Source organism: Ruegeria arenilitoris, assembly GCF_013032855.1.
GTDB lineage: Bacteria > Pseudomonadota > Alphaproteobacteria > Rhodobacterales > Rhodobacteraceae > Ruegeria > Ruegeria arenilitoris.
The window spans coordinates 209,442-230,111 of sequence record NZ_WQDA01000003.1; the positions used below are offsets into that span (position 1 = coordinate 209,442).

The 20,670-nt window shown below is 60.6% G+C and carries 21 protein-coding genes and 1 tRNA gene; 15 read left to right on the forward strand and 7 right to left on the reverse strand.

Features of this window, described 5'->3' with window-relative positions; all coding sequences use genetic code 11:
- Window positions 1–97 precede the first annotated feature (97 nt).
- Window positions 98–529: an MmcB family DNA repair protein gene (locus tag GOW72_RS11205; protein WP_170357518.1), complete on the forward strand. Its 432-nt coding sequence runs from the start codon at window positions 98–100 to the stop codon at window positions 527–529.
- A gap of 2 nt (window positions 530–531) precedes the next feature.
- Here the strand turns inward: GOW72_RS11205 and GOW72_RS11210 are convergent, their stop codons facing one another.
- A complete protein-coding gene (locus tag GOW72_RS11210; protein ID WP_093961768.1) occupies window positions 532–720 on the reverse strand; it encodes a DUF6324 family protein in 189 nt (62 codons plus the stop codon).
- Between the two features lie 70 nt (window positions 721–790).
- Between GOW72_RS11210 and GOW72_RS11215 the strand changes: the two genes are divergently transcribed.
- The 7 genes from GOW72_RS11215 to GOW72_RS11245 all read left to right on the forward strand — a co-directional run bounded on the left by GOW72_RS11215 (window position 791) and on the right by GOW72_RS11245 (window position 7,838).
- Window positions 791–1,282 carry a GNAT family N-acetyltransferase gene (locus tag GOW72_RS11215; protein WP_170340075.1) on the forward strand — a complete coding sequence of 164 codons (492 nt, stop codon included), beginning with the start codon at window positions 791–793 and terminating at the stop codon, window positions 1,280–1,282.
- Between the two features lie 47 nt (window positions 1,283–1,329).
- Window positions 1,330–1,406 (forward strand) — tRNA-His (locus GOW72_RS11220).
- 364 nt (window positions 1,407–1,770) lie between these two features.
- Window positions 1,771–2,754, forward strand: coding sequence for a glycosyltransferase family 2 protein (locus tag GOW72_RS11225; RefSeq protein WP_170366914.1), 984 nt, complete (start codon window positions 1,771–1,773; stop codon window positions 2,752–2,754).
- Window positions 2,755–2,759: 5 nt separating this feature from the next.
- Complete coding sequence (locus GOW72_RS11230; RefSeq protein WP_170366915.1) at window positions 2,760–3,695, forward strand: hypothetical protein; 936 nt, start codon at window positions 2,760–2,762, stop codon at window positions 3,693–3,695.
- Window positions 3,692–5,686: a tetratricopeptide repeat protein gene (locus GOW72_RS11235; protein WP_170366916.1), complete on the forward strand. Its 1,995-nt coding sequence runs from the start codon at window positions 3,692–3,694 to the stop codon at window positions 5,684–5,686. Before GOW72_RS11230 ends, GOW72_RS11235 begins: the two co-directional genes overlap by 4 nt.
- 140 nt (window positions 5,687–5,826) lie before the next feature.
- Window positions 5,827–6,855, forward strand: a complete 1,029-nt coding sequence (locus GOW72_RS11240; RefSeq protein ID WP_244952402.1) for a glycosyltransferase family 2 protein — start codon at window positions 5,827–5,829, stop codon at window positions 6,853–6,855.
- On the forward strand, window positions 6,855–7,838 hold the full coding sequence (locus tag GOW72_RS11245; protein ID WP_170366917.1) for a hypothetical protein: 984 nt from the start codon (window positions 6,855–6,857) through the stop codon (window positions 7,836–7,838). The genes GOW72_RS11240 and GOW72_RS11245 overlap by 1 nt, the downstream gene beginning before the upstream one ends.
- An 18-nt stretch (window positions 7,839–7,856) precedes the next feature.
- Here the strand turns inward: GOW72_RS11245 and GOW72_RS11250 are convergent, their stop codons facing one another.
- Window positions 7,857–8,159, reverse strand: a complete 303-nt coding sequence (locus tag GOW72_RS11250; RefSeq protein ID WP_093961773.1) for a DUF6476 family protein — start codon at window positions 8,157–8,159, stop codon at window positions 7,857–7,859.
- Between GOW72_RS11250 and GOW72_RS11255 the strand changes: the two genes are divergently transcribed.
- Both GOW72_RS11255 and rpoH read left to right on the forward strand, forming a co-directional pair.
- Window positions 8,158–9,201 (forward strand): RluA family pseudouridine synthase, encoded by a 1,044-nt coding sequence (locus tag GOW72_RS11255; protein WP_170366918.1) that lies wholly within the window; start codon window positions 8,158–8,160, stop codon window positions 9,199–9,201. The genes GOW72_RS11250 and GOW72_RS11255 overlap by 2 nt on opposite strands.
- 124 nt (window positions 9,202–9,325) lie before the next feature.
- Window positions 9,326–10,222 (forward strand): RNA polymerase sigma factor RpoH, encoded by an 897-nt coding sequence (gene rpoH, locus GOW72_RS11260; RefSeq protein ID WP_170366919.1) that lies wholly within the window; start codon window positions 9,326–9,328, stop codon window positions 10,220–10,222.
- A gap of 61 nt (window positions 10,223–10,283) precedes the next feature.
- Here rpoH and GOW72_RS11265 read toward each other — a convergent pair whose 3' ends face one another.
- Window positions 10,284–11,462, reverse strand: a complete 1,179-nt coding sequence (locus tag GOW72_RS11265) for a membrane dipeptidase (RefSeq protein ID WP_170366920.1) — start codon at window positions 11,460–11,462, stop codon at window positions 10,284–10,286.
- Between the two features lie 147 nt (window positions 11,463–11,609).
- Between GOW72_RS11265 and GOW72_RS11270 the strand changes: the two genes are divergently transcribed.
- From GOW72_RS11270 to GOW72_RS11280, 3 genes are read left to right on the forward strand one after another with little or no spacing between them, the layout of a single operon-like run.
- Complete coding sequence (locus GOW72_RS11270; protein WP_170366921.1) at window positions 11,610–12,584, forward strand: Gfo/Idh/MocA family protein; 975 nt, start codon at window positions 11,610–11,612, stop codon at window positions 12,582–12,584.
- Between the two features lie 57 nt (window positions 12,585–12,641).
- Entirely contained in the window at window positions 12,642–12,911 is a 270-nt protein-coding gene (locus GOW72_RS11275; protein ID WP_093961778.1) for a DksA/TraR family C4-type zinc finger protein, read from the forward strand.
- On the forward strand, window positions 12,908–13,795 hold the full coding sequence (locus tag GOW72_RS11280; protein WP_342355375.1) for a DMT family transporter: 888 nt from the start codon (window positions 12,908–12,910) through the stop codon (window positions 13,793–13,795). The genes GOW72_RS11275 and GOW72_RS11280 overlap by 4 nt, the downstream gene beginning before the upstream one ends.
- Window positions 13,796–13,813: 18 nt before the next feature.
- Here GOW72_RS11280 and GOW72_RS11285 read toward each other — a convergent pair whose 3' ends face one another.
- The 4 genes from GOW72_RS11285 to GOW72_RS11300 form a co-directional block, all read right to left on the reverse strand.
- The gene (locus GOW72_RS11285; protein WP_170339106.1) at window positions 13,814–14,050 is read right to left on the reverse strand and encodes a hypothetical protein; all 237 of its coding nucleotides are present in this window, start codon (window positions 14,048–14,050) and stop codon (window positions 13,814–13,816) included.
- Complete coding sequence (locus GOW72_RS11290; protein WP_170366922.1) at window positions 14,047–15,867, reverse strand: M3 family oligoendopeptidase; 1,821 nt, start codon at window positions 15,865–15,867, stop codon at window positions 14,047–14,049. Before GOW72_RS11290 ends, GOW72_RS11285 begins: the two co-directional genes overlap by 4 nt.
- A 70-nt stretch (window positions 15,868–15,937) precedes the next feature.
- The gene (locus tag GOW72_RS11295) at window positions 15,938–16,915 is read right to left on the reverse strand and encodes an alpha/beta hydrolase (protein WP_170366923.1); all 978 of its coding nucleotides are present in this window, start codon (window positions 16,913–16,915) and stop codon (window positions 15,938–15,940) included.
- On the reverse strand, window positions 16,915–17,205 hold the full coding sequence (locus GOW72_RS11300) for an SCP2 sterol-binding domain-containing protein (protein ID WP_093961784.1): 291 nt from the start codon (window positions 17,203–17,205) through the stop codon (window positions 16,915–16,917). The genes GOW72_RS11295 and GOW72_RS11300 overlap by 1 nt, the downstream gene beginning before the upstream one ends.
- 68 nt (window positions 17,206–17,273) lie before the next feature.
- Between GOW72_RS11300 and GOW72_RS11305 the strand changes: the two genes are divergently transcribed.
- Together GOW72_RS11305 and GOW72_RS11310 are read left to right on the forward strand one after the other, a co-directional pair.
- Window positions 17,274–17,843 carry a tetratricopeptide repeat protein gene (locus GOW72_RS11305; RefSeq protein WP_244952403.1) on the forward strand — a complete coding sequence of 190 codons (570 nt, stop codon included), beginning with the start codon at window positions 17,274–17,276 and terminating at the stop codon, window positions 17,841–17,843.
- Between the two features lie 20 nt (window positions 17,844–17,863).
- Window positions 17,864–20,665, forward strand: a complete 2,802-nt coding sequence (locus GOW72_RS11310) for a helicase-related protein (RefSeq protein WP_170366925.1) — start codon at window positions 17,864–17,866, stop codon at window positions 20,663–20,665.
- Window positions 20,666–20,670 lie beyond the last annotated feature (5 nt).

Here is a 20,670-nt window from a genome sequence, read left to right on the forward strand (position 1 = left end):
GGGGCAAATCTTGGGCATGCGGGCCGGGTCAGATCCGGGATGATGATCAAAACCTGCCAACTTGACAATTTGTTCACTAATTGTTCACACTCTGCGCATGACAGTTGAACTTCAGCCCGGACAAAGACTGGCCAGGGGTGTCTCTCGGCACCTTGTGACGCACGGCTTTGTTTCGATTGAGGAATTCGTCCCGACCCGCGGGTTGCGCGTTGACGTCATGGGGTTGGGGCCAAAGGGCGAGCTTTGGGTGATCGAGTGCAAGTCAAGCCGGGCCGACTATATGTCCGATTCGAAGTGGCAGGGTTATCTGGATTGGTGCGACCGCTTCTTCTGGGCGGTGGACACGGACTTTCCCACCGAGCTGCTGCCCGCTGAAACCGGACTTATCATTGCGGATGCTTATGACGCCGAGATTATCCGCATGTCCCCCGAGACCAAGTTGGCCGGGGCAAGACGCAAAAAGATGATCCAGAAATTTGCCATGGACGCCGCGCGACGGTTGCACGGCCTGCGTGATCCGCGGCTTTGATTTCAGCCTTTGACGGCGCGTGCCGCTTGTGCTGCGGCGCGGATCTCGTCGGCGATTTCCTCGGCTTCTTCCGGGTCGAAATCCATGGGGATTTCCAGCTCGCCCGCCTCGATGAACAGGCGTACCATTCCATGGTCGGTCGGACCGATCTGAAGGTTCGCTTCGATGTCACGTTCGGTATTGATGCCCATTCTCGCCTCCGGGGACTGAGCGTTTCTGCTAGCCTGCAACGCAATGGGAATCAAGCGGAGTGTGTGGCCGATGCTGCAAGGGGACAATGCTGAGATCCGGCCGTTTCGCGAAGATGACCGCGATTGGCTGGTCGAGCGCCACGGAACACTTTACGCGCGGGATGAAGGATTTGACGAGAGCTTCGCTCCGCTGGTGGCCCGTATTCTGGACGAATTTGTCGCCGGGCATGATCCCCAACGCGAGAGGGGATGGATCGTTGAAAGTGACGGAAAGCGCCTTGGTAGTATTTTCTGTGTCGCGCAGGATGAAACTACCGCCAAACTGCGGCTTTTTTTGCTGGAACCCGACGCGCGGGGCAGGGGACTTGGGGCGCGGCTTTTGATGACATGCATGGATTTTGCACGATCCGCGGGCTATGCGTCGATGGTGTTGTGGACCCACGAAAGCCACAGGGCTGCCTGCAAGCTGTACCAAGCGTATGGATGGCGCCTGACCGACAGCAAACCGGTTCATTCCTTCGGCGTCGATCTCATCGAACAAAGCTGGTCAATTCGACTTTAAGGCTCTTGCAATCCCCGAACGCGTTCGTTAAATCGCCCCTCACGAGTGCCGCCTTAGCTCAGTTGGTTAGAGCGCTGGATTGTGGATCCAGAGGTCCCCTGTTCAAGCCAGGGAGGCGGTACCATCTCCCCTCGACAAGACTGCTCGTCCGCCGCTTTTGACGTGCGCTGTTTTTCCGTTAGTAGGGTTGGGATTAACGAGGCCGGTCGCAAGAGATTTGCGGTGCAACTGGCGGAATTAGTTTGGTTTTTACTGGTCCCTTTTACGCCGTAACCCAAAATTCTGGGATTATTTGAGAGGGCAATCGACTCCAGATGGGACCTGTCGTCTGCTTCCGTGGTGCTTAGGGCGCTTGCGTCCGAAGGTCGGTTACACGTGTAGCGGTGCACCAGTGGGCCCAGACATTCCCCCGTACGGAATTCGACCCTCGCAGCATTGGTGCGCTTTGTGTAAGAAGAAGGTCAAAGGCAGTTCGGGAACAGGCGTAAATGTCTCAGACCATTACCGTATTCACGACGATGAAAAACGAAGGCCCCTACATGCTGGAGTGGGTCGCGTTTCATCGGACTTTGGGCGTCGATCATTTTGTGATCTTCACCAATGACTGTGAGGACGGTACCGATAGAATTGCACAACGGCTTGAGCAGATGGGTTTGGCATCCCACGTCCCGAATGCTGTGCCTGAGGGTGGAAACCCCCAGCACCAGATGCTCCGGCGGGCACGGCGACATCCTAGGGTCAAAGAAGCCGATTGGCTGATGTGCCTTGATGTCGATGAGTTTTGGAACATTCGATGCGGCGACAACAGCTTCGCGGCCTTGATTGATGCCGTCGAACAGAAGGCAGGACAATCGGTGGACGCCATTTCGTTCGCATGGCGGTTGTTTGGGACGTCGGGCAATATCAGTTTTGACGACACGCCCGTGACACGGTCATTTTGCATGGCCGATCAGGAGTTTCCCTATCATTCGGGTCGCGCATATGGTCTGAAAACGCTGTTTCGGAACAATGGCAAGTTCACTCGGTTCGGACCGCACAGACCCAAGGGCATTGAAGAGGGCAAAGAGGCCGAGGTCGCATGGTCGGACGCGGGCGGAAATCTGTTTCCGGCCGAGAATGTCGGTTGGCGCGCTTGGCGGAATTTCGACCATTCCTTCGGACGGCTCCATCATTATTCCGTTCGATCTCTGGATGGCTTTCTTATCAAGCGGGACCGGGGGCGGACCAACCACGTAAAGGTGGATCAGGGGCAATCCTACTGGTCGGACATGAATGCAAACAAGGTTCAGGACACCTCGATCCAGCCGATCGCCCAGCGTGCAGCACCGTTGCTTGACGAACTCAAATCGGACCCCGAACTGCGTGAATTGCACGAACAGGCCTGCGACTGGCACCGCGCCAAGATAGCCGAGATCAAGTTGCGCCCCGATTGGGTGGAGTTCCGGTCTTGGCTGGCCGACAATCTGGTGTGACGGCCATGGCGGACGATCTGACCAAAGCGCAGCTGCAACCTGATCACCCGGATCGGAAGACCGGCTATGAACGCATTCTGACCGATCCGCCTCCGCCTTGGTTTGTCGAGATTTATCCCGGCGGGGACGGGACGGGGTTTCTGCAAAAGCTCGACCGCCATTCGGTTCTATTCCACCAGCGTGACCCGGCGCGGCTGGTCATCAGTTTTGACAATATTGCAAATGCCAATGACCTGTCCTTTGCCCGCGAGCCGTGGGGCTGGAAGTTTTTCCGGGACGAGGGGTGGTCCCATCTGGGCGTGATCGCACGCACAAAGGCATGGTATCGCGACCCCGAAATCATCGGTTATTTCGAGGACAAGGCGCGCGAGGGGTTTTTTGACAAGTTCGATCAGGTCGTGTTTGCCGGGGCGTCCATGGGAGGGTTCGCCGCGTTGACCTTCTCAGCACTGGTGCCGGGTGCGATCGTCATTGCTTTCAATCCTCAGACCACATTGGACGAGCGGCGGGTCCCTTGGGAAACTCGCTATCGATTCGGTCGTGTCCAGGACTGGGATCTGCCGCTGAGTGACGCTGTCGAAACCGTTCAGGCCGCCGCCCGGGCCTATGTGTTTTACGACCCGTTCTTTGACTTGGACAGGCAACAGGTCACACGGCTGCAGGGCGGCAATGTCGTTCTTCTCAAAACCTGGTTCGCCAACCACTTCGCCGCACCCATGCTGCGGAAACTCAATCTTTTGAAGCCGGTGATGCAGCAGGCGATGCGTGGGACCCTGGAGCCGTCCGAGTACTACAAGATGATGCGTGCCCGACGGAGACTGCCGATCTACATGCGCGGTATTGAAGCCGTGGGCGAAGAACGTCACCCAAAGCTGGTAATGGCCGCCCGCCTGCGGTTCCGGGCCATGCGCCGGGCTATGGCGGCAGGGGACGCGTCATGACGCCCAAACGGGGCGTGTTCATCGGCCAGCGCAAGGACCGCATGGGCGCCCGACTGCTGATGATGCTGACCTGCATACGCCTGGCCGAGGATTTTGACGCGGATTATCGGGTCAACTGGTTTCCACCGGGGGCCGATGCCCCCGAACTGGACAACCCGGAAGAGCTGTTCGATCCCGAATGGATCAAGTCTCACTTTCTGGATCAAAAAACCCACGATCGGCTGTCGAAAAATGCGCTGCCGGTCTGGAGCTTTTTGGGCGACGCGACGCCCGATCGGCTGATGGCGCATCTGGCCGCTGGCCGCTCGGTCTTGGTCGAAGAGGGATTCGAGGTTCTTGCCTTTCCTTGGGAGGATATTGAGGCGGTCCGCCCGCGCTACCGCGAGTTCATTCACCGTATCGGGTTCACTCCGCAAATCCGGCACATCATGGAGCTTGCCGATGCAAGGCTTTCGGGGCAGGGCGTTTCTGCCTACCATATCCGGCGCGGTGACATCCTGAACGCGCTGCCCTGGAAGCACACCACCTGGCCCGCAAAGATCGAGCCGGAAGAACTCTACGATATGCATCTTTCCAAGAGGCAGGACCGGCCCGCGATCATGTTCTCGGACCAGCCCGAGCTGATTGCGCGGTTTCAAAAGCGTTACCCGAACCTGATGCAGATGTCCGACATTGCGGACCTGTCGGGAATGACCCGAGCGCAGCGCGACTTTCTCGAGCTTTACGCGATGTCCCGGGCCGAGCAGGTGATCGCTCCGTTCATCTCGGCCTTTTCCATGGCGGCCGCACGGATATCGGGTCAGCAAAGACTGGTATTCCGCGATGTCCTGACCGAGGCCGAACTGGACGAGGCGAACGAAAACGTAATCCGGCGCGTGGCGCAAGGCCCCGAGACGTTTCTGAACCCGTCCGAGGCCGCCCATGTCTATGCCAAGGCAGCGCAATATCTGTGCGCCCAGGATCGGTGCCAAGAGGCTTATGATCTGGGCCAGCCGATCCTCGATGCCGGGGCGGACAACGCTTTTCTGCCCCTGTTGCAGGCGTTGAACGCGTTCTACCTGGGCAAGTGGAAGGAAAGCGAGCAGCTGGCCCGGGACGGGTTGGAAAACCCGCATCTTTGGCCCGAAGATCACGCGGTTCTGACCGCGTTGCGGGGGGCCATTCTTGGCGCCAGAAAGAAACGCTGGGCTGCCGGGCGTCATTTTGCAAAAGCGTTTTGGGCCAAGCCGTTGCGACCCGATGTCGTGGTTTTGGGTTCGCGCATGCTGTACCGGGATCAACTGCCCGTTCGACTGTTTCCGCCTGTGGATTGGGCCTTGCAGCGAAGGTTGCGCCAACGTCGGTTTCCGCCGTTCAACAACCTGTACCTTGTCCAGCACAAGGTGATCGTGAGGGCGCCCTGCAATTTCGACATGATCCTGCTTGATTGGTCCGATCTTTCCCTGGACCAGCGCGCCAGGCGGCTGCAGGACAGCGGTCCGCGCCTGCAAGCTTTGCGAGCCGGGCTGACTGCGATCGACGACGTGCCAGAACAGGACCCCGCTGTGGAAAGCCTGTCATCGTTGCTGCAATGGCGCATGGGCGAGGTTGCCGTCGAGACGGCAATTGATGCCGCCCGGGACGTGGTTCTGCGGTGCCCTGACAACCCCCTGTACCACAAACGTCTTGCCGAGCTTTATGCGGATGCGGGTGACCGACGACAGGCGCGGTTGACAATGGCCGAGGCGCTGGCTTGTGACCCTGACAACGCGTTTCTGGTTTTCGCGATGGGGCAACTCTTGGCGCGCATCGGCGCCGAAGAGCAGGCCGAGGCGCAGATCCTGCACGCGGCCGAGCTGGACGACATCACCGCCGCCATTCAAGGGGCCGCGGGTCAGATTTGCCTGAAGCGTGGTGAAAAACAGCGGGCGCAGGTGTTTCTGCAACGGGCCAAGGCGTTGTGCCCAACCTACAAACGGTTTTCCAACCAGTTCAAAAGGGCAGAGGGGTAACATGCGGGCCTTTCACGATATCCAGCACCATTCAGGGTCATCTGTGTACAAACACGCCCAAGGTTTCGGCTTGGTCACCGCCTGCAATGGAATTACCTTGACGGGCAAACATTGGTCTTGCGTGCCCGCGTCCGGCCTGCATGGCACTAAAAATTGAGGCAAAAATGGTCGATCAGCCCCTCCGCTTTGTCAGCGTTACCCCGATGAAGAACGAAGGCCCGTTCGTTCTGGAATGGGTCGCACACAATCAGGCTATTGGCATCGACCAGATGGTCGTGATGACGAATGACTGCACGGACGGGACGGATGCGCTGCTCGAGCGGCTGGACCAGCGCGGGGTTCTGATCCATGTGGACAACAATTCCCGCCGCGCAACAAGCCCTCAGAAACGTGCGTACAAACGCTTTTTGCAGATGGACATCGCGGGGCCTGAAGACTGGGTGATCGTGATCGACGCCGACGAGCAGATCAATGTAAAGACGGGTGACAAAACGCTGAAATCATTGGTTGATGCCGTGCCGGATGCCAAGATGATTTCAATGACATGGCGCTTGTTCGGCAATGCCGGAGTGGTTCAATACGAAGACAGGTTCCTGTCCGACCAATTCCGCCGTGCTGCCCCCGAGCGCAAACCCAGACCGGCGCAGGCATGGGGATTGAAGACGATGTTCCAGCGGCACTTGTGGGATGTGATCGGTGTTCACCGCCCCAAACGTCCGACGGTCGACCGCATGGAAGACTGCCATTGGTACAATGGTTCGGGCCAGCGAATGCCCGAGCGTTATTTTACAAGCAGTTGGCGGTCGGCGCGGGACTCGGTCGGGTATGACCTTGTGCAGCTCAACCACTACGCTCTGAAGTCCTGCGAGAGCTACTTGGTCAAGAAAGTGCGGGGACGGGCTCATCACACGGGCGACAGCCTAGGCCTGGAATACTGGAACATCATGAACCAGAATGCGGTGGTCGAGACATCGGTCGATGCGATTGCCGCGCGCAAGCGGGACTGTTTCGACGACCTGATGTCGGACCCCGAAACGGCCCGGCTGCACCGCCAGTCCTGCGAATTGCACCGCAAACAGATATCGGAACTGCTGGGCACGTCCGAGATGCAGGAGTTGATGCATCAGATGACCGCGCAGGCCGACACCGTTACACGAGGCGCAACCTGATGCTGTGGTTGCATTTGGGGATGCCGAAGACAGGGACGACGGCATTGCAGTCCTATCTGCGCAACAATGCGTCGGCCTTGTCGGATTCCGGGCTCAGATACATGGAGGCCGGACGTCGCAGACCGGAAGGGGACGATCGCCCCAAGGTCAGCCATAATCTGTTGGCGTTCCACATGAACCAGTCCGCAGAACCAATGGACAAGTACCGTGAGGCCGTTGCGCGCGAGTACGAGGCACATGGCAGCAAGGCCTGCCTGATGTCGTCGGAAATGTTCTATTCGGCCGATCTGGAACGGCTTGCGCAGCTCTTCACCGAAATACCCGCACGCGAAATGCGTGTGGTATTCTATTGCCGCCGCTACTCCGATTTCTTTGAGGCGGATTACAAGCAGCGGGCCAAAAATGGCCGTTTGCCAGCCGACGGTTCAGCCTTGATTCGGGACCGGCTGGCGAAGATCAAGGCCGAACCTCACTCGGTTTCTTTATCCGGCGCGGTTTCGCGAATCCGCAAAGCGTTCCCGGGTGTAACGGTTGTGCCGGCACTCTATGACCGCGAGGAAATGTTGAATGGCAATATCGTCGATGACTTCCTGAACAAACTGGGCGTGTCGCGACCCGGAGGGGAGGTTGCCAGTGAGCCTGCCAATCCAACACTGTCCCGTGCAGCAAGTGAAGCCTTTGGCGTCGTCACGCGAGCCATCGGGCGCAAGCGTAGCCGCCAACTGCGTCGTCAGGTGCCCAAAGAACCCATCATGTTCCGGCGCCACGACGTTCTGGAACCCGAGGAACGGGCATGGCTTGATACCTACTTGACCGAAGCCGACGAAGGATTTCGGGCTGAATTCTTTCCCGACCGGGACACTCTGTTCAAACCGGTCTGGCTGAGCCCGGACGAAGTCAGGTTTCGTCGTGATGCGCCGGACGAGATCGTTGCGTTCAAGCAGGCTGCAGAAATCGTGTTCAGAATGGCCTTGGGTGAATAGGCTGGCGGCACCACAGGCCTAGTCAAGCGAGATCTGCTGTCGTTGCTTCCCAGTGGTCTTGTCGAAGATCAGGATGCGGTTGTCATCGGTCACCACGGCGAACCAGTTGTTTCCGATGGTCACGGCTTGGGCCTTTGCACCGTCGGGCAGTTCGATCTGATCGGGCAGGGTGGGGGTCCGGTCGGATAGACGGATGACAATCAAGGCGAATGTCACTAGAACCCCGCCAATCATCACCGCGGTCAGCAGCATGACCATGCGGCGCAGAAGGCGCAACTGAGGCGTTTCCTGCGGTTCTTGGGGATCTGAAGGGACAGTCATGGGCACCCGGCAAATAGACTTCGTTATCGCGGACGCTCCGCCGCCCCGCCTTGATAAGGCGCTTTCGCGGGATGTGCCAGCAGGTGAAAGCCTGTCGCGTACCCGGCTCGCCCGGCTGATCGAAGAGGGCGCGGTTCTGGTCGACGGCAAGGTCGTGCTCGACGCCAAAGCCAAAGTGCCAGAAGGCGCCGTTGTGTCCATAACCGTCTCCGAAGCGGACGAGAGCCATATCGGGGCCGAGGACATTCCGCTGGACATCGTGCACGAAGACGCTGACCTGATCGTGATCAACAAGCCTGCGGGCATGGTCGTCCACCCGGCACCGGGATCGCCCAACGGCACTTTGGTGAACGCCCTGCTGCACCACTGTGGCGAGGAATTGTCGGGGGTAGGCGGGGTCAAGCGGCCGGGCATCGTGCACCGGATCGACAAGGATACCAGCGGGTTGCTGGTGGTTGCCAAATCGGACGCCGCCCACCAGGGGCTGGCGGCCCAGTTCGAGGCGCACAGCGTCGAGCGCTACTATCGCGCGGTCTGCTATGGCGTTCCGGATGCCAATGATCCGCGGCTGCGCGGTGTCAAAGGCGTGAGTTTTGAGCCCGGCAACGTGATGCGCATCACAACGCAACTGGCCCGGCACAAGCACGACCGGCAGAAACAGGCGGTGCTTTTTCATGGCGGGCGCCATGCCGTGACGCGTGCGCGCGTCGTTGACGTGTTCGGACAACTCGGCGCGGTATCATTGATCGAGTGCTGGCTGGAAACCGGGCGCACCCACCAGATCCGGGTGCACATGGCACATACGGGCCACGGCTTGGTGGGCGACCCGGTCTATGGCGGCAAGCGCAAACTGTCAGCCCGGTCGTTTGATGCAGACGCTGCGGAGGCGGTGCGTGCGTTCCCGCGCCAAGCCCTGCACGCGGCTGTCCTGGGCTTTGTACATCCCGTCTCCGGCGAGGAAATGCGTTTTGAGGCAGCATTGCCGCAAGATATCGAGGCACTCATCTCGGTTCTGAAACAACCTGCAAAGTCTCGTGACTAAGACTTTCTTAGCTTTCCTTTATCGTTCCTTAATCCCAGACTGTTAACACCTGCTCTTGAATGGTCCTGAACGTGGCCCCATATCCATGTTAAGGGCGTAAACATTTGTCCAAGGGACGTGATACATGGCAAATTACAAAAATCTCCCCGTGCCTACGCCAGAAGGTGGGCTGAACCGGTATCTGCAGGAAATCCGCAAATTCCCGCTGCTGGAGCCGGAAGAGGAGTACATGCTGGCCAAACGTTGGGTCGAAGAGCAGGACACCGAAGCGGCGCACAAGATGGTGACATCGCATCTGCGACTGGCCGCCAAGATCGCCATGGGCTATCGCGGCTATGGTTTGCCGCAGGCCGAGGTGATCTCCGAGGCCAATGTGGGCCTGATGCAAGCCGTCAAGCGGTTCGATCCGGAAAAAGGCTTCCGTCTGGCGACCTATGCGATGTGGTGGATCCGCGCCTCGATCCAGGAATACATTCTGAGATCCTGGTCGCTGGTGAAACTGGGCACCACCTCGGCGCAGAAAAAGCTGTTCTTCAACCTGCGCAAGGCGAAAGCACGGATTGGCGCGTTGGAGGAGGGCGACCTGCACCCGGACAATGTCAAGCGGATCGCCAATGACTTGGGCGTGACCGAAGAAGAGGTCATCAGCATGAACCGCCGCATGTCGGGTGGGGATGCGTCGCTGAACGCCACGGTCGGGTCCGAGGGCGAAGGCACCATGCAGTGGCAGGACTGGCTGGAAGACGAAGATGCCGACCAGGCCGGCGACTATGAGGCCCGCGAAGAGCTTGAGGTGCGCCGCGAGTTGCTGACCGAGGCGCTGGACGTCCTGAACGACCGCGAAAAGGACATCCTGACCCAGCGCCGGTTGATGGATCAGCCCGTGACGCTCGAGGAACTGAGTACGCAGTACAATGTCAGCCGCGAACGCATCCGTCAGATCGAGGTGCGCGCCTTTGAAAAGCTGCAGAAAAAGATGCGTGAGTTGGCGCGTGAAAAGGGCATGCTGGCCAGCGCCTGATCACGGCAATCCGATGAACAAGCGGCCCGGGGAAACCCGGGCCGTTTTTATTCGCCACGTCCTACTGCAGCTGTTGGCGGAATACCCGTACCATGTTTTCGCCCATGACCTTGCGGATCTGCGCTTCGGTCAGGCCTTCGTCCAACAAGGCCGAGGTCAGCGCCGCCAGTTCCGACGTGTCGAATGCGGTCTCGACCGAGCCGTCATAGTCGGACCCCAGTGCCACATGATCTTCCCCGACCGTCTCGATGGCTGCCTTGATCATTTTGGCAATCCCCGCCGGGGCGATGTCGCCGCAAGTGACGTCGGCCCAGTATCCCATCCCGATGACACCGCCGGTCGCCGCGATTTCCTTCATCAGGTCATCGGGATAGTTGCGCTTGACCGGGCAGAACCCGTGAAGACCGCCATGGCTGACGATCAGCGGTTCGTCGGTCATGGCCAGCACGTCGCGCGCCACTTGCGGGCTGGAATGGGCCAGGTCGATCACCACCGGGCGCTTGGCCAATTCGGCCACCACCTGCCGCCCGAATTCGGTCAGGCCCGTGTTCCCGGTGCCGTGAAGCGAGCCGCCCAGTTCGTTGTCAAAGAAATGCTGAAGCCCGAACACCCTGTGGCCCGCCTCGAATATCGGGTCGAGATTGGCCAGATCGCCCTCCAGCGGATGGGCGCCTTCGATCCCCAGAATGCCACCCACGACCTGTTCGCCGCGCGCGCGGGCGTCGAGCACCGCATCCAGATCCGCGCGGGTCTTGATGACCTTGAGATGTCCGCTTGAGGCGGCCTCGAACCGATGCAGTTTCTCGGCCTGATAAATCGCGCGTTCATTCAAGCTGTCCCAGGTGCGCAGCGGCCAAAGCTGACCGATGGCCAGCAGGGTGATGTTGTCGAACGCCTCGGCCGAGTTTGCCTCGTAATTCTGGCCTGCCGGCGATTTGGTCACGGCGGTGAACACCTGCAGGGCCACGTTGCCTTCGATCAGCCGGGGAATGTCCACCTGGCCGCGGGTTCCGCGTTCGGTCAGGTCGCGGCTCCACAACAGCGGATCGGCGTGCAGGTCGCCCACGATCAGGGTTTCGTGCAGAGCCGCGGCAGTGTCGGACACCGGATATGGGTCGTGGTCGATCACGTTGTTGCGCGCGTTTTCGACATATGGCGGCACTACCACGAAAAATATCACGGCCCCGATGACGACCACAGCCGCCGTGAGGCCTACCAGCCATTTCAGAAATCTTCTCACGTTAGTCCCTCCCGTTTGTCATGTGCAGATTACGGGTGTCCCGCGCACAGAAAAGCCTGACTTGGCGTCGCTTGGCTGATACAGAAGGCGCAACAGATGTTGGCGCAAACATTTCAGCGCGGAACATGGTCAAATACGGAGGAAACCATGCACAATCCGGTTCAATGGGGCATTCTGGGGGCGGCGAAATTCGCACGCCAGTTCATGGGTCCGGCGATCCATGCGGCCTCGGGCGCGCGTTTGTCTGCTTTGGCGACTTCGGATCCGGCGAAAGCCGGTCCATTCCAGGACTTCTGCCCGGACCTTACGGTCTTTGACGACTATGACGCGCTGCTGGCTTCGCCCGAAATCGAGGCGGTCTATATCCCTCTGCCGAACCACCTGCATGTGGAATGGAGTCTGAAAGCGCTGGACGCTGGCAAGCACGTTCTGTGTGAAAAGCCGATGACCATGCGCGCCGAGGAGTTCGACGCTCTGATCCACAAGCGCGACCAGACCGGGCTGCTGGCGGCCGAGGCCTATATGATCGTGCACCACCCGCAGTGGCAGCATGTGCGCGACCTGATCGCCGAAGGCGCCATCGGAGATCTGGTGCATGTCACGGGCGCATTCAGCTTCGACAACCGCGCGGACACAGGCAATATCCGCAACCGCGCCGAAACCGGCGGCGGCGGGCTGCGCGACATCGGTGTCTACGTCATCGGGTCGGCCCGTTTTGCGACGGGGCAGGAACCGGACACCGTGCAATCGGCCATCCGCTGGGAGGATGGCATCGACGCGTTCACCGAAATCCGCGCGCAGTTTCCCGGCTTTACCTATTCGGCCTATGTCTCGATCCGAATGCATCCGCATCAAGAAATGGTCTTTCACGGCGAGCGCGGCCTGATCCGCCTGACCGCGCCGTTCAACGCGCGAGTGTTTGGCGAGGCCCGGGTCGAGCTGCATCGCCCGGGGCTTGAGGTTCTGGTGCGGCGCTTCCCGGCCGACGATCACTACAAGCTGCAGGTCGAGGCGTTTTGCCGGTCCGTTCGCGCGGGCGACGAATACCCGTGTCAGCTCGAATTCTCGCGCGGGACGCAGGCGATGATCGACCGAGTGTTAGACGGCGCAACGCCGCTCTGACTTGCGTGATCAGCCGCCCCACGCCTAAACTGGTGAGCACCTGAACAGGAGGGGGCCATGGCCGGAGGCTGGGCGCGCGACGGCGCTGTAAGTGAACAGATCGAGGCTTCGATTTCAGACGAGCTGGCACGGATGCAGGCAAAAAAGCGTCCGGTCGGTGAAAGCCTGACCCATTGTGCAGAGTGCGAAGAACCGATCCCCGAAAAGCGCCGACTGGCGATCCCCGGGGTCAAGCTGTGCCTGGATTGCCAGCAAGAGCGTGATGGTGCTTTCAAGGCCCGCGGCGGTATCAATCGGCGCGGCTCCAAGGACAGCCAGCTCAAGTGAAGGGGCCCGGCAAAGACGGCGGTTCCCTTTTTCAGAATGGCTTGTTTCTTGGGTTCATGGCCGCATTTCTTTGGGGCACGCACAGCGTCATCGTGCGCTACCTGACCGGAGATCTGGGTGGCATGCAAATTGCCACAACCAGGCTGTTCATAGCTGCTTTGGCCATCTACGGCATGTTGCGTGCGATGAATGCGCCGGTTTCCGTTCAGCTCCGGGATTGGAACTTCCGTCTTGCGGTTTTGGCGACCGTCATCAACTATATTCTGTTTCATATCGGGCTTGAACACACCGGTGCAGGCAGCGCGATGGTGTTGGAAAATACCGCGCCGTTCTTTGTTCTGGTTTTCTTGTATTTCTTCGCCGACACCCCTGTTGGAAAAACCGATGTTCTGGCGACCCTTCTGGCCATCTTGGGGGTCTTTCTTACGGTTTTCCGCGATTTCGAAGGCGGCGGGGACCCGGTTCTGGGGGATATGATGGAAATTGGGGCCGGGGTCAGCTGGGCGGTGTTCCTGATCGCCAGCAGTCGGGCCATGCGCGCGTCGAAATCGACGGCCGAGCGTCTGAATTTCCTGTTTGGTGTGTTCCTGTGCTCGGCCGTGATTCTGCTTCCGCTGTCCGTTTTTGCACTGCGGATGCCATCCGGCAGCGATTTGGTGTTTTTGGTTTTGCTGGGCGTTTTCCCGACTGCGTTGGCCTACTACCTTTGGTACGAGGCCGCCGCGCGTGTATCGACGTTGACCGCGACCCTTTTGTTCGCCGCCTCGGTGGTGTTCACCTTCGTCAATTCGGCAATTTTTCTGGGGGCACCGATCACCCCAATGGCTGCGATTGGGGCGGGATTGATCGTATTCGCGGTGTTCCTCACGACCAGAAAAAACTAGGCGACAGCCGGAACGGGGTTATCGGCGGCGCCACCAGCGCCGCAGCAGGTTGACGTCCATGGCGGCAACCATGATGCCCAAGGGGATCATCCAAAACCCCAGAACAGGAAGGAAGCCGAAGACGCCTGCGACGATCAACAAAAGTCCCACGACAAACCGCAGCCCCCGCGGGACATTGCGGCGGATCCGGGCGAGAACAGGGCGCAGGCGGTCCTTGATGGCCCGCCAACGCCCCTTGTCGGTTGGGTCTGTCACCCCTCCAGGGCCTCCAACTCGTCGATCATGCCCGAGATCATCGACAGGCCCTTGTCCCAGAATTTCGGGTCGCTGGCATCCAGCCCGAACGGGGCCAGCAGCTCTTTGTGGTGTTTGGAGCCGCCCGCGCGGAGCATCTCGAAATACTTTTCCTCGAACCCGTCCGCGCCGCTTTCATAGACCGAGTAGAGCGCGTTCACCAACCCGTCGCCGAAAGCATAGGCGTAGACATAGAAGGGCGAATGAACAAAGTGCGGGATATAGGCCCAGAAGGTCTCGTACCCGTCCATGAATTCAAACGCCGGGCCAAGGCTTTCGGCCTGAACGCTCATCCACAAGGCATTGATGTCGTCCGGCGTCAGTTCGCCCTCGCGGCGGGCGGCGTGCAGCTTGCATTCAAAGTCGTAGAAGGCGATCTGGCGGATCACCGTGTTGATCATGTCCTCGACCTTGCCGGCCAGCAGAACCTTGCGCTGCTCGGGCGTTTCGGCCTGATCCAGCATCTTGCGGAAGGTCAGCATCTCGCCGAAGACGCTGGCAGTTTCGGCCAGCGTCAGGGGGGTCGAGGACAGCATCTCGCCCTGACCGGCGGCCAACACCTGATGCACGCCGTGGCCCAACTCGTGCGCAAGCGTCATCACGTCGCGCGGTTTGCCCAGGTAGTTGAGCATCACGTAAGGATGCACCTCGGTCACGGTAGGGTGCGCGAAGGCGCCCGGAGCCTTGCCCGGTTTCACCGCCGCGTCGATCCAGCCTTTCGAAAAGAACGGTGCTGCAATCTCGGCCATGCGGGGATCGAAAGCGGCATAAGCCTCCATCACGGTCTTCTCGGCGTCCTCCCACGACACGGTGCGGGTGTCTTCCATCGGCAGCGGCGCGTTGCGGTCCCAGACCTGCATCACATCCAGACCCAACCATTTGCGCTTGAGCTCGTAATACCGGTGGCTGAGCTTGGGATAGGCGGCCACCACCGCCTCGCGCAGGGCTTCGACCACTTCGGGTTCGACATCGTTCGCCAGGTGCCGCGCGGTCTGCGGGGTCGGCATCTTGCGCCAGCGATCGATGATTTCCTTTTCCTTGGCCTGCGTATTGTGGACGCGGGCAAAGGTTTTGACGTTGTCTTGGAACACGCGGGCCAGTTCGCGGGCCGCGGCCTCGCGTTTGGACCGGTCCTGTTCGGTCAGCAGGTTCAGGGTGCCTTCGATGTTCAGCTCTTCACCGTTCACGGTAAAGGTCAGCCCGGCGATGGTTTCGTCGAACAGCCGTTCCCACGCGTCGCCGACCACCCCCAGATCATGCAGGAATTTCTCCAGCTCGTCCGACAGTTGATAGGGCTTCATCGCGCGGATGCGGCGGAAGACGGGCTCGTACCGGGCCAAGTCCGCGTTGGCCTTGAAATGAGCGGCCAGCACGTCGTCGTCGATGCGGTTGATCTCGAGCGTGAAGAACACCAGCGGCGTGGTGAACAGCGTGACCTTCTCCTGCATGTCCGACAGGAACTTGGCGCGCTCGGCATCGGTGGTCAGTTGGTAATAACGCAGCCCGGCAAAGGACATGATGCGCCCGGCGACGGCGTTGATCTTTTCGTTGCGCTGGACACAGGTCAGCAGGCCCTGCGCATCCAGATCGGCCAGCTTGCCTTCGTAGTCGGCGGCGAAGGCCGCGCATTCCTGCTCCAGCCACTCAAGATCGCGTGTCAGTTCCGGCGCGTCCTGTCCCTTGTACAGATCGTCCAGGTTCCATTCCGGCAGGTTGCCAAGGTTGTCGGCGCCGCCACCGGCATTTGCGTCTCGGACGGGGAAGGGAAGCTCGTGCATGGAACACCTCGATTGTCTGCGTTGGATCACATCTAGGCGCAGGGCGCGCGGATCACAAGCAGCCGAGGTGTCAGCGCGTCATCGCAAGCTCGGGCGTCTGCCCGTTGGCGGCGGCCGAGAAATGCGCGGCCATCTCCTCGAACACCGGGCCGCGGACCTCGGGCGGTTCCATCATCACCTCGTGTTCGCCGTCGGGGATCTCGACCAGTCGTCCGCTGGGCCAGTTCGCCATGCGCGCCCGGATCGCCTTGCGGTCCACGATCTGCTCGTGGCTGCCAAGATAGGTCAGACAGGGAATGTCGGGGGCGGTCTGCGCCATCAGCCAGGCGCATTCGTCCAGTGCCTCGCGTAGCCAGATGGTCGACGGCGCACCCAGGGCCAGTTCGGGATGCGCTTTCAACTGATCCTGCATCATCCGGTACATCCCGGGATCGCGGGTCAGTGCGTTGCCCGCGAAAGGCTGGATCAGAACATAGCTTTCCAGTGACGTGGTCGGAGGCGTCTTTTCGCCCAGCCCGATCCGCGGCCCCCAATAGGCGGTCAGACGGCTGAGCGGTTTCATGAGTGGGGTGAAGAAAATGCCCCACATCGGACCGGTGAAGGCACAAGAGGCAAACAGGCCGGTTTCCAGAACCGCGCGCATCCCGATCGCGCCGCCCATCGAATGGCCGATCACGTGCCAAGGTTTCGGCAGGCCAAGCTGCTCGGCCAGTTTCAGCGTTTCGCGCACGTCCTGCTGATAGTCGGTAAACTTGTCCACATGGCCAACGCGCGGATCTTCCAGCAACCTGTCAGCCAGACCCTGTCCGCGCCAATCCACGGCAACTACGGCAAAGCCGCGTTGTACGAACTCACCCGCTGCATTGCCATATTTTTCAATATATTCCGTGCGGCCAGGAAAGATCATCACCGTCCCGGTCGCCTCACCTTCGGGGCGCCAGTGGCCCACGCGAATGCGTGTGCCGTCGCTTGTGGTCAACCAGTGCGCGGCGCCGCCGGCGGGACCGCCGGCCACATCTTCAAAGAACGGGGCCGGCGACAAATCCATCAGGCCAGCACCGAGGCAAGCTTCATGGCAACACCCATGTCGCCGTCGACGCTCAGCTTGCCGGCCATGAACGCACCCGTGGGGTTCAGCTCACCGCTGAGGATCTGCTCGAACGTTTCCGCGTCGGCGCTCAGGGTGACTTCGGCGTCCTCGTCGCTGACCCGCGCACCGTTTTCATCCAACACGATCGAGCCGAGGTCGGCGATGGCGAATTTCGCCGACGAATCGAAATCGCCACCCGACAGTTTTTCGTTCAGCGCGGCTGCCGCTTTTTCAAGAGTGTCGCTCATGGTCTTCCTCATTTGTTAGTGCGCCGTGAATGGACATCCGCGGTCGCAACGCTACACTGATCATTGTTATGAGCATTGCAATCAACAATCTCAAAGGTACCGTTGCGGCATTTGCCCTCCTAGTCATGTATTCCACCACTGGGATTGCGCAGCAGGCCGATTTGCGGGACGAAGCCGAGCTGCTGCGGCAGCTTTCCGAAGCGTCGCCCGAGCAGGCAGCCGGTCTGGATCGGCAACTGCAGTCGCTGTGGTCGCAATCAGGGTCTGCCTCGGCTGATCTGCTGCTTGAGCGCGGACGCGAAGCACTGGACGATGGCAATGTCGAAGCTGCGTTGGACCATCTGACGGCACTGACAGACCATGCGCCCGATTTCGCAGAAGGTTGGCATGTGCGCGCCTCCGTGTTTTTTGGGCTGGAGCGGTTCGGCATGGCGGCCGCCGATCTTGAGCACGCGCTTGCGTTGAACCCGAACAATTACGAAGCCATCTACGGGCTTGGCCTGATCTTTGAAGTGTTGGGTCAGCCGGAACAGGCCTATGACGCCTATTCCCGCGCGCTGGCTATACATCCCCATCACGAAGAAGTAACCAATGCCGTGAATCGGCTGAAACCGCAGATTGCGGGCAAGGCGCTTTAAGGTCCGGGCAGGGGGCAAAGGTGAACGGGGCATCCCGAATCGTGGCCGTACTTGGCCCGACCAACACAGGAAAAACCCACTATGCCATCGAACGCATGTTGGGGCATCGGACCGGTGTCATCGGCCTGCCGCTGCGGCTGCTTGCGCGCGAGGTCTATGACAAGATCGTCGCCATCCGCGGCCCCTCGGTGGTGGCCTTAGTAACGGGCGAGGAACGCATCGTTCCGCCGCGCACGCAATACTGGGTCTGCACGGTTGAGGCGATGCCCGAGGGGATGGGCACCGATTTCGTGGCCATCGACGAAATCCAGCTGTGCGCCGACCCCGAGCGCGGTCATGTCTTTACCGACCGGCTGCTGCGGATGCGTGGGACGCACGAGACACTTTTTCTGGGTGCCGACACGATGCGCGGCCCGATCGCGGCGCTGGTGCCGCAGGCGCAGTTCGCCCGGCGCGAGCGGATGTCGCAACTGGTCTACACCGGGTCCAAGAAGATCAGCCGCATGCCCCCGCGCAGTGCCATCGTCGGGTTCTCGGTCGAGAACGTCTATGCCATTGCCGAGCTTCTGCGGCGGCAAAAGGGTGGGGCGGCCGTGGTCATGGGCGCGCTCAGTCCGCGCACGCGGAACGCGCAGGTCGCGCTGTACCAGAATGGCGAGGTCGACTATCTGGTCGCCACCGATGCCATCGGTATGGGTCTGAACCTCGATGTGAACCATGTGGCGTTTTCGTCCCTGTCCAAATTCGATGGCAGGCGTATGCGGCCGCTGGCTCCGAACGAACTGGCCCAGATCGCCGGGCGCGCCGGGCGCGGCATGTCGGATGGCACCTTTGGCGTGACGGGCGAGGCATCGCCACTGGACGAAGGCGTGGCGCAGGCCATCATGGACAGCCGATTCACGCCGATGAAAAAGCTGAACTGGCGGAATGCTGCCTTACGGTTCGGCTCGGTCGATGCGCTGATCGACTCGCTCGAGGCCAGCCCGGACAACGAACACCTAGTCAAGGCCCGGCCCGCCGACGACCTGAACGCGCTCAAGTCGCTGGCCCAGGTGCCCGAGGTTGCGGCCCGTGCCAGCGATGGTCCGTCGATCCGCCTGTTGTGGGATGTTTGCCGAATCCCCGATTTTCGAGGCATCAGCCATGCGGAACATGCCAGCCTGCTCGAATCGATCTTCGGACATCTGCACGAACGCGGCACGATCCCCGAGGATTTTCTGGCGCGCCAGATCCGCCGGATCGACAGAACCGACGGCGATATTGATGCACTGTCCAAAAGGTTGGCATATATTCGCACGTGGACATATGTTGCGCAACGAAACGGCTGGGTGCGCGACGAATCCCATTGGCGCGCGGAAACCCGCGCTGTAGAAGACAGGGTGTCAGACGCTTTGCATGAACGTCTGACGCAAAGATTTGTGGACCGGCGTACATCTGTTCTGCTGCGCCGGCTCAAACAGAAGGAGGCCCTTTTGGCCGAAGTGAATGACAAGGGTGAAGTGACCGTCGAAGGCGAATTCGTCGGTCGTTTGGAAGGGTTCCGGTTCATCCCGGACAAAAGCGCGCAGGGAACCGAGGCGAAAGCGCTCAAATCGGCCTCACTGCAAGCACTCGCGCCGCAATTCCATCTGCGTGCCGATCGCTTCTACAATGCGCCCGATACCGAAATTGATTTTACCGATCAGGGTGGCCTGATGTGGGGCGAATATGCCGTCGGCAAACTGGTTGCCGGGGCCGAACCGCTCAAACCGATGGTCGAAGTGTTCGTGGACGAGGCCGCAGGGCCGGAGGTCGAGCAGAAGGTGCAGCGCCGCCTGCAACATTTCATCGACCGCAAGATCGCGGCGCTGTTCGAGCCCCTGCTGAATCTGTCGCGCGACGAAGAATTGACCGGGCTGGCCAAGGGATTTGCCTTCCGCATGGTCGAGGCGTTGGGCATCCTGCCACGCGCCGGAGTCGCACAAGAGGTCAAGGACCTGGACCAGGACGCCCGTGGCGCGCTGCGCAAGCACGGCATCCGGTTCGGCCAGTTCACCATCTTCATGCCACTCTTGCTGAAACCTGCCCCGACGCGCCTGCGTCTGGTGTTGTGGGCCCTGGCAAATGGACTTCAGGAGTTTCCCGAAGCGCCGCCGCCGGGCTTGGTGACGGTGCCCGTCGCCAAGGGCGCGCCCGAGGGCTATGACACCATGTGCGGCTACCGCAATGCGGGCGAGCGTTCGATCCGTATCGACATGTTGGAGCGTCTGGCCGACATGCTGCGCGCCGAAGACAGCCGGGGCGGTTTCGAAGCCAAGGCGGACATGTTGTCGATCACCGGCATGACGCTGGAACAGTTCGCCGACCTGATGCAGGGGCTGGGCTACAAGGCCGAGCGCGGTGAACGGACCAAGATCAAGCCGGCTCAGCCGACCGAGCAACCACCGGCGGCAACTGCCGAAGCTCCGACCGAGACCGCCGAAGCAGAGGCGCAGTCGGATGTGGCCGTCGCCGCCGAGGCGCCAGCCGAGGCTACCGACAGCACTGAGGTTGAAGCCGAGGCCACGGCCGCAGACCCGGCATCGGACGAACCCGAAGTCGAGGTGTTCTACACCTTTACCTGGGGTCGTCAGGCCAACCGGGGGCCACGTGGTGACCAACGGCAGGGTCGGGGCAAACCGGGCGGGAAGCCTCGGGATGGTCGCGGCAAGCCGCAGGGCAAAAAGGGTGGCAAGCCGCAAGGGGCCAAGACCTTCTCGTCCCGGCCGCCCAAAAAGGAAAAGGCGATTGATCCCGACAACCCGTTTGCCGCTGCGCTGATGGGTCTGAAGGACGGCAACTGATCGCT